Annotated in this window: 12 protein-coding genes; 11 read left to right on the top strand and 1 reads right to left on the bottom strand. The window is 45.0% G+C overall.

From position 1 onward, the window contains the following. Positions 1–336 precede the first annotated feature (336 nt). The 10 genes from pflB (at position 337) to ACT89M_RS18540 (ending at position 13443) form a co-directional block, all read left to right on the top strand. Positions 337–2595: a formate C-acetyltransferase gene (gene pflB, locus ACT89M_RS18585; RefSeq protein WP_154888418.1), complete on the top strand. Its 2259-nt coding sequence runs from the start codon at positions 337–339 to the stop codon at positions 2593–2595. 86 nt (positions 2596–2681) lie between these two features. Further along, entirely contained in the window at positions 2682–3434 is a 753-nt protein-coding gene (pflA, locus tag ACT89M_RS18580) for a pyruvate formate-lyase-activating protein (RefSeq protein WP_090922575.1), read from the top strand. 306 nt (positions 3435–3740) lie between these two features. Next, positions 3741–6026 carry a stalk domain-containing protein gene (locus ACT89M_RS18575; RefSeq protein ID WP_487344774.1) on the top strand — a complete coding sequence of 762 codons (2286 nt, stop codon included), beginning with the start codon at positions 3741–3743 and terminating at the stop codon, positions 6024–6026. A 319-nt stretch (positions 6027–6345) separates the two neighbouring features. Further along, positions 6346–6816, top strand: a complete 471-nt coding sequence (locus ACT89M_RS18570; protein ID WP_090922571.1) for a Fur family transcriptional regulator — start codon at positions 6346–6348, stop codon at positions 6814–6816. Positions 6817–6818: 2 nt separating this feature from the next. Further along, positions 6819–7073, top strand: a complete 255-nt coding sequence (gene yidD, locus ACT89M_RS18565; RefSeq protein ID WP_090922569.1) for a membrane protein insertion efficiency factor YidD — start codon at positions 6819–6821, stop codon at positions 7071–7073. A gap of 495 nt (positions 7074–7568) precedes the next feature. Continuing rightward, complete coding sequence (gene metG, locus ACT89M_RS18560; protein WP_373323286.1) at positions 7569–9599, top strand: methionine--tRNA ligase; 2031 nt, start codon at positions 7569–7571, stop codon at positions 9597–9599. Between the two features lie 333 nt (positions 9600–9932). After that, positions 9933–10925 carry a metal ABC transporter solute-binding protein, Zn/Mn family gene (locus tag ACT89M_RS18555; protein ID WP_253500025.1) on the top strand — a complete coding sequence of 331 codons (993 nt, stop codon included), beginning with the start codon at positions 9933–9935 and terminating at the stop codon, positions 10923–10925. Between the two features lie 111 nt (positions 10926–11036). Further along, the gene (locus ACT89M_RS18550) at positions 11037–11795 is read left to right on the top strand and encodes a metal ABC transporter ATP-binding protein (protein WP_090922564.1); all 759 of its coding nucleotides are present in this window, start codon (positions 11037–11039) and stop codon (positions 11793–11795) included. 48 nt (positions 11796–11843) lie between these two features. Next, positions 11844–12647, top strand: a complete 804-nt coding sequence (locus ACT89M_RS18545) for a metal ABC transporter permease (protein ID WP_090922562.1) — start codon at positions 11844–11846, stop codon at positions 12645–12647. Positions 12648–12723: 76 nt separating this feature from the next. Then, positions 12724–13443, top strand: a complete 720-nt coding sequence (locus tag ACT89M_RS18540) for a cytochrome c biogenesis CcdA family protein (protein ID WP_090922559.1) — start codon at positions 12724–12726, stop codon at positions 13441–13443. A gap of 107 nt (positions 13444–13550) precedes the next feature. Here ACT89M_RS18540 and splB read toward each other — a convergent pair whose 3' ends face one another. Further along, entirely contained in the window at positions 13551–14621 is a 1071-nt protein-coding gene (splB, locus tag ACT89M_RS18535) for a spore photoproduct lyase (RefSeq protein WP_154888424.1), read from the bottom strand. Between the two features lie 186 nt (positions 14622–14807). Between splB and mntR the strand changes: the two genes are divergently transcribed. Next, on the top strand, positions 14808–15236 hold the full coding sequence (mntR, locus tag ACT89M_RS18530; RefSeq protein ID WP_090922556.1) for a transcriptional regulator MntR: 429 nt from the start codon (positions 14808–14810) through the stop codon (positions 15234–15236). Positions 15237–15376 lie beyond the last annotated feature (140 nt).

Genomic DNA, 15376 nt, shown 5'->3' with positions numbered 1-15376 from the left:
GGATTTTCACTTTGGAAAAGTGAATCGAAAAAATCCGGAGATAACAGCGATCTGAAGTTGTTCTGCCCGCGGAGTGGTCAAGTGGGAACAACCGTGGCGCAGTGCAATAAGACAACATCCAGAGTTTGTGATAAAAATCACAGATGGTGTGACTTGCTCGACGTATACTGAAAATATAAGAAAAACATTCATTCCGCGGTTCCGGTTCCCCAGTAGAGAGAACGTGTTCCGGATCATGTGAAACAATTCACATAAATCGCGGCTTTGGACACATGATGATACGTCTATTGCAACAATATAATGTGTCCAGAAATCCAAAAAAGCGGAGGGATTACGATGTCGGTGATCGAAAAAGATGTTAAACAACAAACAGGCTGGAGAAACTTTACCAAAGGAACATGGACCAAGACGGTTAATGTGAATGATTTTCTGGAACATAACCTTTCCCCATATTATGGCGATGAGGCGTTCCTTGCAGGTGCAACCCAGAATACCAAAGAATTGTGGGATATTGTATCCGACCTGACCAAAAAAGAACGGGATAACGGTGGGGTGCTTGACGTTGATGTGAATACGCCTGCAACAATTACTTCCCACCAACCGGGATATTTGGATCAAAGCAAAGAGCAGATTGTCGGAGTTCAAACAGACGCTCCGTTCAAACGTTCCATTCAGCCATTCGGCGGAATTCGCATGATGATTGATGCTTGTGAAGCATACGGGTTCGAAATGCCACAAGGTGTCATTGATATATTTACAAATATTCGTAAAACGCATAACCAAGGTGTATTCGATGCTTACACTTCCGAGATGCGTGCAGCACGTAAAGCGGGTATTATCACAGGTTTGCCGGATGCTTACGGTCGTGGCCGGATCATCGGTGACTATCGCCGGGTAGCTTTGTACGGAGTTGACTTCCTGATTCGTAACAAAAAAGGTGAGCTCAATGCACTTGAAGTTGATGTTATTGATGAAGATGTCATTCGTTTGCGCGAAGAGTTATCCGAACAGATTCGTGCACTGCAAGAACTGAAACAACTGGGCGAGATGCATGGCTTCGATATTTCATTACCAGCAACAACGGCTAAAGAAGCATTCCAATGGTTGTACTTCGGCTACCTTGCAGCGATCAAAGAACAGAACGGTGCTGCAATGTCCCTGGGACGTGTATCTTCATTCCTGGATATCTACATTGAACGTGATTTGCAAGAAGGTATCCTGACAGAAGAACAGGCTCAAGAACTGGTTGACCACTTTGTCATGAAACTGCGGATTGTTAAATTCCTGCGCACGCCGGATTACAACGAATTGTTCAGTGGTGACCCAACATGGGTAACAGAGTCTATCGGCGGGATGTCCGTCAACGGCGAAACACGTGTAACCAAAAACAGCTTCCGTTTCCTGCACACACTGCACAACCTGGGACCTGCTCCGGAGCCGAACTTGACTGTTCTGTGGTCCACGAAGTTACCTGAAGCTTTCAAAGATTATTGCAGTAAAGTATCGATCGAAACCAGCTCCATCCAGTATGAAAATGATGATCTGATGCGTCCAATCTATGGCGATGATTATGGTATCGCCTGCTGTGTATCTGCAATGAAGATCGGTAAACAAATGCAGTTCTTCGGCGCACGTGCCAACTTGGCGAAAGCATTACTGTATGCGATCAACGGTGGACGTGACGAAAAATCGGGAGCACAGGTTGGTCCGGAGTATCCTGCCATTACATGTGAGGTACTGGATTATAATGAAGTGATGAAACGCTTCAAACCGATGATGGAGTGGCTCGCTAAACTGTACATGAACACTCTTAACGTCATCCACTACATGCATGATAAATACAGCTACGAGCGGATTGAAATGGCGCTCCATGACCGTGACATTCTACGTACGATGGCTTGTGGTATCGCGGGACTGTCGGTAGCAGCGGACTCACTCAGTGCCATCAAATATGCCAAAGTTAAACCGATTCGCAACGAACAAGGCATTGCCGTTGATTTTGAAATTGAAGGTGAATTCCCTTGTTACGGCAACAACGATGACAGTGTAGATAGCATTGCTGTAGAGCTGGTAGAAAGCTTCATGAGCATGATTCGCAAGCACAAAGCCTATCGTAACGCAATGCCAACGCAATCTGTACTGACCATCACTTCCAACGTGGTGTATGGTAAGAAAACAGGAACAACACCAGATGGACGTAAAGCAGGCGAACCATTTGCACCAGGGGCGAACCCAATGCATGGACGGGATAAAAAAGGTGCACTGGCATCGCTCGGTTCTGTAGCAAAACTGCCTTATGAACACAGCCTTGATGGTATTTCCAACACCTTCTCCATTGTGCCAAAAGCACTGGGTAAAGAAGATGCTACACGCAAATCCAATCTGACTGCGATGATGGATGGATATTTTGGTCAAAATGCGCATCACTTGAACGTAAACGTATTTGATCGTCAGCAACTGATTGATGCAATGGATCACCCGGAACAATATCCGCAATTAACTGTACGGGTGTCCGGTTACGCAGTTAACTTTATTAAACTGACACGTGAGCAACAACTGGATGTTATCAACCGTACGTTCCACGGTTCGATGTAAGTTACTTTTCCAGTAGTCCAGTCAAGTATTCTGATTCAACATAAAAATGAACGCATAGCGGATGCGAAAAGAAAGGAAGAGGCAACATGGTTAACGGACATATTCATTCACTCGAAACTTTCGGGACGGTTGACGGCCCAGGTATCCGCTTCGTGCTTTTTATGCAAGGATGCCTGCTCAAATGTCAGTATTGTCACAATCCTGACACGTGGGCACTGGATGGTGGAAAAGAGATGACATTAGAGGAGGTGCTGGCTGAAATACAGCCGTACCTGTCCTACTATCGTAGCTCTGGCGGTGGACTTACCATATCTGGCGGAGAACCTACCCTGCAAGCTCACTTTGTCGCAGAAATATTCAAGGAAGTCAAACGTCGCTGGGGGCTTCATACGACACTGGATAGTAACGGGTTTAATGAACCGGATCGTATTCATGATCTGCTTGACCATACCGACCTTGTATTACTCGACCTGAAACATATCGATGACGAGAAACACATCAAACTGACAGGTAAATCCAATGAACGTACGCTGAAGACAGCAAGATGGTTATCCGATCATGGTCGAAAAATGTGGATCAGACATGTATACGTGCCTGGTATTCATGATCAGGAAGAGGATTTGTTAAATCTCGGGCGTTTCATTGGTACGCTAAATGGAGTAGAGAAGTTCGAAATTCTTCCTTATCATCAAATGGGAATTTACAAATGGGAAGCACTGGGTAAAGTTTATCCGCTGGATGGCGTACCTTCTCCAACCGAAGAAGAAGTTGAACGGGCATATCGCCTGATTGAGCAAGGTCGTGCAGAAACAGCCAGCGTCATTTGTTCAGGAAAGTAAGCGGTAAGCGAACATCTATTCACAAGCAACCTTTACGAATATTATTTCGTAGAGGTTGTTTTTTTACTTTTTTACTCTCAACGGTTAAAGCAAATGCTTCTGCACTGGAGCTAGGTAAATCTTTAGATTAACCCATACAGCTTGTTTATTTTAACAGATAACTATTTTCATAGTTTTTCACTTCTATTAAAAGTTTACAATTCTTATTCATTATTTTTAGCAACTTTTCCCGTTTCTGAGCGTCTAATCATATGACTTTTAGAGGGGATATTAATAAATGGGAGCAGAAGGAGCCAAAGACAAAGAATGAATTTGAAGAAGAAGTTGTCCATAATCACCGCTTTTGCTGTTTTTCAGGCGTTTGCAGTTATTCCAACGAATGCACAAGCAGCAGAATCAAGCGAAGCTACGCCAGTGAATACCGCAAAAGTGAAATCCGTTGAGGTTGTAAAGAAAGAACAGCGAATCGCTGAGTCCGAAGTAAAATCAGGAGCAACGACTGATCCTGCTAACAATCCATCAAACAACTCACAACCTGCCAACAATGAAAGCGCCATAGAACCCAATCAGGGAACAACAGATCCTTCTGGAACAGAAGCTGCACCGGTAAATCCGGCAACAGGAGCAAACGGGGAACAAGGAACAGGTGAAGAAACAAACACACCAACACCTGCTGAAGTAGAGCAACCAACGACTGGTGGAACAGCTGCGACTGTGCGATCTGCCGGAGACCTGACACTTTATATGAATAGCAACAAGATGGTTCAGGATGGGAAAACGTATCTGGCTGGACAGCCAATGGCAGTAAAAAATGGTGTCTCCTATGTAGCCATTCGTGCTCTGGTTGATCGGGTAGGTTACGACGTAAAATATGATAACCAAACCAAAGAAACGATCATTCTAAGCGGTACGGACGAACTTCGTTTCAAAACAAACAGCAAAGTGTATACCGTTAACGGAGAATCCAGAACGATGAAAGGCCCCGCTTATCAAGAAAAAAACACGTTCATGATTCCATTGACGTCTATCACACAAGCGCTGAATATCACATATACCGTGAATCAGCCTGCGAAGACGGTAGTATTGAAGCTTAACACTAAGCCTGTAGCCAGCTTTACGGTACAAAAGGAAATTTTTGCAGGAGATCAAGTGATCTACACGACTAAAAACAGTTCGCCGAACGGCCTTCCGATTGTGGATGAGCAGTGGACTGGACGTCAAGATTCCTTTGATCAGCCAGGCGTTTATACGGTGACTTATACGGTTCAAGATTCCAGTGGCCAGTGGAGTAACCCTTATACGCTTACGATCAAAGTGGAGCGTCCGAATCTTCCCCCAGTAGCGATGTTTACAACGGACAAGGAAGAATACAAAATGGGTGAAAAAATTTCCTACACTGATCAAAGTACAGATGATGAGGATGCGATCGTCAAAAGAGACTGGAGCAACAATGCACTCGCATTTTTCCTTCCGGGACCGAAGACGGTATCACTTACGGTTACAGATCAGCACGGTTTGAGCAACACCTATACGAAAGAGATTATGATCACAAGCGAGACGCTTTATAATCAGTCTGATTTCAACAAATTGTTCGTACCAGTAGGTGACAAATTTACATTCAACGGCGGAGAAGTTCCTGGCATGGAAAAAGTTCCGTTTACGTACACGGATGAACCAAGCCTGCTTATTCGTAGTAACAGCCCTGAGACCGTTAACCAGGAAGGCATTGTCTACAAGGAATCTTCCTTTGGACAGACGCGTTTCATGATTCACCATGTCAATAATACGGGCAAAAGAGTAAAAATGTATGTGATTGCAACCAATAACAATCCATACACAGCTGTATTCGATCAGCAAAATATGGGCTTTGCAGGACCGACGCCATTTGCTACCGTTGCGGGTAAATTGTCCATCGATAAATGGTTCAAATCCATGCAAACGGGGGCAGATTCGAAGAGAGTATACATCCAGCCAGGAGAAAGTAAATTGATTCTGACGGAATTGAACAATATTTCGATGAAAGAAGGGCAGGTCATCTCCCTTTATTCCGACGCTTTCAGTGATTATACTCTTGACTACAACATTGTAATGATCGAAGAAAATAAAGATCCGATGGCCGTGTTGTCCTCATTGCCAGTTCTGGACCGTGACGGCGTTCATAACCGTGGGACTTATCCAAACGCAACACGAATCATTACGTACGATCAGGAAGTTGGCACGAAGCCTTCCCGTTTGCCACTCGGGGATAATGCAAGTGATCCGAATCTCGACGGCACAGACCCGATGGCCTTCACAAGCGCTTCTAACGCTGGTAACTTCGGTGTACTGTACAAAATCACCCTGAACAATGTTGCTCCGCGTACACTGATTTCGTTTAATCCTCGCGGAGGCAAGTATTACGGTTCAGCACTTGTGAATGGACAGCTGGTGCAGTTGTCGAATAACAGCCAGTCTCTAAGTGCGCCGAATGAACAAAATGTGCTGTATCGCACAGGTTCTTACGGTGAGAGTGTTACCATTGTTTTCTCTGCTGCCCCTGGTAGCAACTTGCCGGTAAACATTCTGTTTACCCCACTTCCAGCTGAGAAGTAATATTCTAGTGAATCAAACCGTACGGTTTGGAGTGAAAGCTTATATTTTATATACCCGTTCACCCCAAAAGTCACCTGTATGACCTATATTCTGAACCGTCAACCGAAGGACTCCATACTTATGGGGTCCTTTGTCTTTAGTTTAAGTTTTTAGTTTAAGCAAAACCCCTATACTTGCGTGTAGGGTTCCGTTGACTCTGTTCTTCATTTCATGCATTATTAGAGGTATACAAAAAGAGCAGAAGCAACGGTTTTTGCCAAAAGATTTTGTCGCATGATGAAAATGCAAAAGGTTTGTATGACAGGAGGTGCTTTAAATCATGCTGTCGACGGAAGAAATTATATCAACTATGTCCTCACAGGGACTTCGTATAACTGATCAGCGCAAGACACTTGCACGGTTATTTGCCGAGTCTCCGGGGTATCTTACACCCAAGGACGTCTACGAATATATGGGTAAGACATACAGCGGATTAAGCTTTGACACGGTGTACCGAAACTTGCGTGTAATGCAGGAACTAGGCGTGCTGGAGCAAGTTATATTTGAAGATGGAGTGAAATTCAGAGCACATTGTAGCGAAGGCCACCATCATCATCATATGATCTGCCTGAAGTGTCAGAAGACCTACCCGATCGTTTTTTGTCCGATGCAACTTGCTGATGCTCCCGAGCAATTTCAGGTCGTGGATCACAAGTTTGAAGTATTCGGATACTGCAAGGATTGTGCTGAACATGCTCCAGCGAAGAAGTCATCTACACATCAGCATGCACACAGCCACGGGAAGAATTGAAGATGAAACTTTCGCGTAGAATCGTGCAAGCTCCAATCCGGGTATACCGCAATTATATCTCTCCACTAAAACCGCCGACCTGCCGATTTTATCCTACGTGTTCGGCGTATGCGATGGAAGCAATTGAAGTGCATGGTGCACTCAAAGGTTCCCTTCTAGCGGCGAAACGGATTGCCAAATGTCATCCGTTTCATCCGGGCGGTGTAGATTTGGTTCCGCCTAAGGTGGAGAAAAATGTAGTGATATCCGAACCGTAATGTGCAAAAGAGCCTGATGTTCATTTTTGCTGATCAAAGTGTTATAGAGCAGGTAGCTGGAACCTAGAAGCTTGGTTCTATTCGGTGGTATACTTGACAACAAGGTCAGCATTTCAGTATATTTTTTGTATATGATTTTCCAGTGAAGGGATAAGTACAGACACACCCCCAGTGCAGAGAGCCGGAGAAGCTGAGAACCGGTCTGGGAGGAGGATGGAAGATGGTCCCGGAGGAACCTCTTTCGAGCGTGCAATCAGCGACTTGTCGCTATTGTCGTAAGCCTGAGGCGTGATCCAGCGTTAATGGGCGGTCGAAGGACCGGAAGAGCCTGCGTTTTGCGAAAAATGCGGGGAAATTGGGTGGTAACACGTGAGAGATACTCTCGTCCCATACAGGGCGGGAGTTTTTTTGTGTTCATTTTCGGATCAGGAAGATGGTTCCATTCGAGCGATTGGTATGTATTCGTTAGAACAATTGAAGGAGGAGAAGTCATTCATGACGGATCAAAAAACATTTTATTTAACAACGCCGATTTATTATCCAAGCGACAAGCTACATATTGGGCATGCGTACACAACAGTAGCAGGTGATGCAATGTCTCGTTACAAACGTTTGCGTGGATACGAGGTGCGTTATCTGACAGGTACCGATGAGCATGGCCAGAAGATTGAGCGCAAGGCCCAGGAGAAAGGATTGTCTCCACAGGCTTTTATCGATGAGATTGTCGTAGGCATCAAGGAACTGTGGAACAAGCTGGACATCTCCAATGATGACTTCATTCGCACAACCGAGGAGCGTCACAAAACCGTCGTACAAGATATCTTTGATCGTTTGCTGAAGCAGGGTGATATCTACAAGGGTGAGTACGAAGGTTGGTATAGCATCCCGGATGAAACTTATTACACTGAAACACAGCTGGTGGATGTTGAAAAAAATGAGAAAGGCGAGATTATCTCGGCTAAAAGTCCGGATAGCGGACACCCGGTTGAACTCGTCAAAGAAGAATCTTACTTCTTCCGTATGAGTAAATACGCAGATCGTTTGTTGAAATATTACGAAGAGAATCCTGGTTTTATCCAACCGGAATCCCGCAAAAACGAGATGATCAACAACTTTATCAAGCCGGGTCTTGAGGATTTGGCGGTATCCCGTACCACATTTGAGTGGGGTGTCAAAGTTAAAGGCGATCCGAAACACGTCGTTTACGTATGGATTGACGCGTTGTCCAACTACATTACAGCACTGGGCTACGGCTCTTCGGATGCTTCATTGTACGACAAGTTCTGGCCAGCGGATGTTCATCTGGTAGGTAAAGAAATTGTTCGTTTCCATACGATTTATTGGCCAATTATGCTCATGGCGCTGGATCTGCCATTACCGAAAAAGGTATTTGCACATGGCTGGCTGTTGATGAAAGATGGCAAAATGTCCAAATCCAAAGGAAATGTAGTGGATCCGGTAACCCTGATCGATCGTTACGGCCTGGATTCGCTTCGTTACTATTTGCTGCGTGAAGTACCGTTTGGTTCCGATGGTACATTTACACCGGAAAGCTTCGTAGAGCGTGTAAACTCCGATCTGGCGAACGATCTGGGCAACCTGCTGAACCGTACCGTAGCGATGGTCGACAAATACTTTGAAGGCAAAGCGCCTGCGTTTGCTTCCAATGTAACGGAATTTGATGCTTCGCTGGAAGAAGCAGGACATGCAACGGTGGAAAAAGTAGAGCAAGCGATGGAAAATTTGCAGTTTTCTGTGGCGCTTACAGCGATCAGTCAATTTGTTAGCCGTAGCAACAAATATATCGACGAAACACAACCATGGGCTCTTGCTCGTGATGAAGCGAAACGGGATGAGCTGGCATCCGTAATGTCCCATCTGATTGAAAGCTTGCGTATTGCCTCCATTCTTCTACAGCCGTTCCTGACTCGTGCGCCGCACAAAATATGGGAACAACTGGGCATCCAAGAAGGTGAACTGACAGCTTGGGATTCAGCGAAACAATGGGGCATCGTGCCTGCTGGCAACGCATTGCACAAAGGCGAGCCGATCTTCCCGCGTTTGGATGCGGAACAGGAAATTGCTTATATCTCTGAAGCGATGACAGGTGGACAAAAAGCAGCACAGTCCGATGCAAGCCAGGCAGAAGCAGAAGCCGCTACTCCAGCTTCAGCAGACCCGGTAACAGCACCTGAAGGCAAGGAAGAGATCGGCATTGATGATTTTGCCAAAGTTGAGCTACGTGTGGCACAAGTCATCGCTTGTGAGCCTGTTAAAAAAGCAGATAAATTGCTTAAGCTGCAACTGGATCTTGGTTATGAGCAACGTCAGGTTGTATCTGGTATCGCAAAGTTTTATTCGCCAGAAGAGATGGTTGGACGTAAAGTCATCTGTGTGACCAATCTCAAACCAGTAAAACTGCGTGGAGAGCTGTCTCAAGGCATGATCCTGGCAGCTTCTCATGGGGATCAGTTGACCCTTGCTACCGTACCGGACAGCATGCCTAATGGCGCGCAAGTGAAATAAAAAGTTTTTAAGTATAAGACAAGCAACCTAGGGTGTTCAATCGTACAGAGATTGTCACAAGTTTGAACCAAGGGTGGTCCGAAGTGATTCGGACCGCTTTTTTATGCTGAAAAAAGAGCTGATAACTGAAGAACAAGCATATATTGTTATGAACTCCGTACTTCGGGAAAGAATGAATAGGACATGAGCCTTGACAATTAGGAGCAGGTTACCTATAATTCTTTCAGTAATATTTACGATTAAGTGATGCGGAGTGAATTATATATGACATTTATTCAAAAGAAGAGACAGGCACGATTAAATCGATCCAGCAAACTTGGCAAACGGAGTATAATGAAGCTACTTTGGAGCGGTCTGCTCATACTTAGTTTGCTTGTATTGTCTGCATGTGGGCAAAACAACGAGAATACAGCCAAAATTGTTGAAGGCAAAGTTAATGTGGTGACCACATTTTATCCGGTATATGCGTTTACTGCAGCAATTGGCGGAGAGGATGCCAATGTTATTAACTTGCTGCCTACGGGAGTAGAGCCGCACGATTGGACACCGAAGAGCCAGGATATTGTGAATACGTCCAAGGCACAGCTTTTCTTATACAACGGTGCGGGTCTGGAAGGATGGGTGCCGAACTTTTTGAAATCACTGAACAGTGATACAAAAGTGAAATCCGTGGCTGTCAGCGAAGGTGTCAAGTTGTTAACAGCAGAAGGAGACGATGGTCACGGACATGGTGAAGAGCATGAGGATGAACATGCCGATGACCATGCAGACGAGAGTGGCAATGAGGAACAAGTAGCCGACCATCATATCGATCCTCATACATGGGTTAGCCCCAAATCCGCAATGATCATGGCGGAAAATATCAAGAACAGTTTAGTAGAAGTTGACCCTACACATAAAGCAGGTTACGAGCAACGTTATAAGGAGCTTCATACCAAACTTGAAGCACTGGATCAGCGTTTCACGAATGAATTAGCATCCGTAGCAAAGAAGGAAATTGTAGTGTCACACCAAGCGTTCGGTTATCTTGCACGTGATTATGGTTTGAAGCAACATGCCATCATGGGACTGTCCCCGGATGCAGAACCAACTGGACAGGATATTGTAAAACTGGCTAAACTGGTTAAAGATGAAGGCATCAAGTACATTTTCTTTGAAGAGCTTGTATCCGACAAATTAGCCAAAACACTTGCCAGCGAAGCAGGGGTAGAAACGATGGTGTTGAACCCGGTGGAGGGTCTGACGCAGGAACAGGTGAAGAACAAAGATGATTATTTCACCTTGATGGAGAAAAATTTGCAAAATCTGCTGATCGCATTAAAATAAGAAGAATGAAGGTAAACATCCAGAAGTCTTTGCTGTTCCATCGGCGAAGACTTTTGGAATGTTAAGCACGATATTTACGTATTTTTATTTATTATGAAGGGCGGCTTTGCCATGCAGCAAATCATGCCATTATGTCATGATCCGATTATCCAGATCGAGAATTTGTCTTTTTCCTACGGGGATCAGCGCGTGATTCAAGATCTCAATTTTATGGTTCAACAACGTGACTTTGTAGGTATTATCGGTTCAAACGGAGCAGGGAAAACAACGTTGCTTCGTATGCTGGTAGGACTACTTCCTCCTGCGCAGGGGGATATCAAGTTGTTTGGAGAGTCGATTCGTAAATTCAAGGATTGGAACCGGATCGGGTACGTGCCACAAAAAAATGCATTTAATCCGTTGTTCCCGGCTACCGTTCGTGAGGTTGTTATGTCCGGGCTGTATAACAACAAAAACATGTTCCGCCGCATCTCTCGTCAAGGTCAGCAACAATGCATCGATGCAATGAAGGTTATGAGAATCGAGGATATCGCAAACAAACGTATTGGACAACTGTCCGGCGGTCAGCAGCAACGTGTTTTTTTGGCCCGTGCGTTAATTAATCACCCGGATCTATTGATTCTCGATGAACCTACCGTGGGGATTGATGCAGAGTCACAAGCCAGTTTTTTCGAACTGATTACCCATATGCATGAACATCATCGGATGACGTTTCTCATGGTGTCACATGATATGGATCGCATGGAGAGTTATCTTGGCGCGGAAGCGGCGCTCACGAATGGCAAAATTCATTTCCATGTGCGTCATTCGCATGAGATCGAGGATTGTGCAGAAACCAACCTGCAGCATACTACCGCGCAGGTACGCTAGCTATGTATGTGGGCCATTAGATGATAGGCCGAAGGAGTCGTGTTAGTTTTGGAAATATTATGGAGTGATTTTTTTCAGCGTGCACTTGCAGGTGGTTTGCTTATCGGTATCACTGCTCCGCTGATTGGACTTTTTCTTGTACTGCGCAGACTCTCGATGATCGGAGACACCTTGTCACACGTAACGATCGCAGGTGTGGCGCTTGGTTTTCTGATTGAGGTATACCCGATCGGCGTTGGTTTGATCTTTGCGGTACTCGCATCGTTTGCTATTGAAAAGTTGCGTAAAGCTTACAAGAGCTATGCTGAGTTGTCTATTGCGATCATTATGTCTGGAGGCGTAGCGCTGGCTTCACTGTTTTTTACACTGGGGAAAGGGTACAATGCGGACGTGATGAGCTATTTGTTTGGTAGCATCTACACATTGGACGTGGCGGATCTGAAGCTGGTGGGTATCGTGACGCTAATCGTTGTTATTGTAGTGGGCTTCCTACATAAAGAGTTTTTCCTGCTCAGCTTTGAGGAGGACGCAGCTGCAGTGACCGGATTGCCAGTCAAAATGCTGAATATGTTAATTACAGTGATGACAGCATTGGTAATCAGTACGGCGATCAAGATCGTGGGTGCTCTCCTTGTATCCGCCTTGTTGACCATTCCTGTCGCCGTCAGCCTGCTCATGGCTCGAAGCTTCAAATCAGCCATCATTCTGTCGGTGGTCATTGGAGAGATTGCGGTTGTGATTGGACTAGTTACAGCGGGGATCTGGAACCTGGCACCTGGAGCAACCATTGTACTGCTGCTCATTGGTATGCTGATCCTAACGATGATTGCCAAAAAAGGGTTCCGAGCCTGAGTTCTGACTACTACACTTATCGTTTAAAAACAAGTACTTAAGAGCAAGTGAGCCCCAGGAAGGGAGACATTGCTTCATGCCTGATGTTAATGTATGGCTGGCTTTTGTTGCTGGCCTCGCTTCTTTTATATCACCGTGTTGTCTTCCGCTATATCCTTCGTATCTCTCATACATCACGGGAATGACTGTGCAACAGTTAAAAGAGGATCGGAATCAGCGAGAGGTGCGCTTGAAGACGTTAACGCATACACTGGCGTTTATTCTCGGATTCTCTGCAGTATTTTATTCGCTGGGTCTGGGTGCAGGATTATTTGGACAATTTTTCAATGATAACCGGGATTTGATTCGTCAACTGTCCGCGATTTTAATTATGTTGATGGGACTGTTTTTGTTAGGTATCTTCAAGCCGCAATTTTTAATGAAGGAACGCAAACTGGATATGAAATGGAAGCCGGCGGGGTATTTAGGTTCCTTTGTTTTTGGGATTGGTTTTTCGGCAGGCTGGTCGCCTTGCATCGGACCGATTCTGACGGCGATTATCGCCATGGCAGCGAGCGAACCTTCAACTTGGCTGACACTGATTACAGGTTATACGGTAGGCTTTGCTTTACCCTTTTTTGTTCTAGCGTTCTTTATCGGTTCAACACGCTGGATTTTGCGTTATTCAAACCTCATGATGAAGATTGGCGGAGCTTTAATGCTCTTAATGGGTATTTTGCTATTCACGGATCAGATGACCCAAATAACAATCTGGCTGCAGCAAATTACACCCGATTGGATGATCAACTTAACATGAAGCATTTTTCTTCTTCAGCAGAATAAATAATTGAAAGCAGGCTGCAGGAACCAGAACTTCTCTGGAACATGCAACCTGCTTTTTGATCTGATGATATACGAGTTGAATTAGGTAAAATAGTCAATGTTGGCTAAAGGAAAGTGTTCGAAAATGCGTTCTGTAATGAATTCGCGCAGGGCATCTTGCTGGTCATCTTTATACACATATTTGTACTGACCCCAGCGACCCCATTTCATTTTCCGTTTCTCAATATCCATCTCCAGCTTGGTTTTTGGATATCTTTTCTCAATGGTTGCTTTAGCCGTTTTGGTGAAACGGTGCTGAATCATTTCAAACGTCAGTTCTTTGGTAGCCTCTTCAGGCAAGGTATCTGCCAGCTTTTGCAGTAGCTCAGCATAACCTTCTTGCCAGCCATCGTACCAAATAATCGGAGCAATAATGAAACCGAGTGGATATCCGGCATGGGCTATTTTGCCTGCAGCTTCAATTCGCTCTTCAAAGCGGGAAGTTGCGGGTTCAAAGTTTTTGATAACATAATCCGAGTTCACGCTGAACCGGATACGCGTATGGCCATTATGCTTGATGTTAAGTAGCGGATCGACGTGATGATATTTGGTCACAAAGCGTAAACGCCCGTATTCTTCATCAGCCATAAAACGAATAAGGTCGCTCAGGTTTTCCGTGATATGTTCCAGACCGACGGGGTCGGAGGTACAGGCTGCTTCGAAACGGGTAATTTCGGGTTTGCGTTCCTCGATGTAACCTTTGGCAGCTTCAATGATTTCTTCCGTGTTTACGTACACGCGAACGTATGGTTTTGCACCTAATGTGGTTTGAAGATAACAATAATGGCAATGCCCCATACAACCTGTCGAGATAGGGATCGCATACTCTGCTGATGGTTTGGACTGGTCAAATTTCAAGGTTTTACGTACCCCTACAACCAGAGTTCGCTTGGCCATCCGGTATTTTTCTTGCTCTGTCTCACCGGGGAGGTTGGTGATTCGATTGTGTGAAGTGGTCATCTGATAAGGAATTTTTTGGGAGGTTACCCATTCCATAATCCGTTTTCCTTTTTCATATTCAAGCGCACCTGGTTCAAAATACACCAAATCGGGAATAAAGGGTTTAGTACCCTTTACTTTTCTAACAGGGGGCTGGGCCACGCTTGTGCTCACAGAATCACTCCTTTCAATACGAAACTGGACTTAGTTTGCCTCAAATGAAGAGAAGTCACGCCTGCCAATCCTTGTGTAAGGCGGATCGGAATCGGGTAGGACTTGCCAATGCGCATTGATAACATGTATCATTAGAAGATAGGGACCAGGTACGTAGAACCGGTCAGAGAGAAGAGAGGGAAGCAGATGCCAACGCCCAGTATGGAAGATTATTTGGAGCGTATATACAAATTGATTGATGAAAAGGGCTATGCTCGTGTGTCTGATATAGCTGAAGGACTAGAAGTACATCCTTCATCCGTGACGAAGATGATCCAAAAGCTAGACAAAGACGAGTACCTGATCTATGAGAAGTACCGGGGGCTGGTACTAACGCCAAAAGGGAAAAAAATGGGCAAACGGTTGATGGAGCGCCATCATCTGCTTGAGCAGTTTCTAACGACGATCGGTGTTCAGGAAGAGAACATATATAACGACGTAGAAGGTATTGAACATCACTTAAGCTGGGACTCCATTACATGTATTGAGTCTCTCGTGGAATATTTCCGTCAGGATGAGAGCCGTCTGCAAGACCTAAAAAACATTCAGGAAATCATGAGTAACACGGACTCTTGAGCCTTGAATTCATAAGTTGATAAATAAAGGATGCTTCTTGCCAATGGAATGGCGAGGAGCATTTTTAATTTCAATATTTTAATTCCAACCAACATTTGGTCAATTGCGCAACTAAACCCGTCTGCCAAGCGTCTATTAAA

Source organism: Paenibacillus sp. NN59 (assembly GCF_057597225.1).
This window is presented reverse-complemented; position numbering and strand designations above follow the sequence as displayed.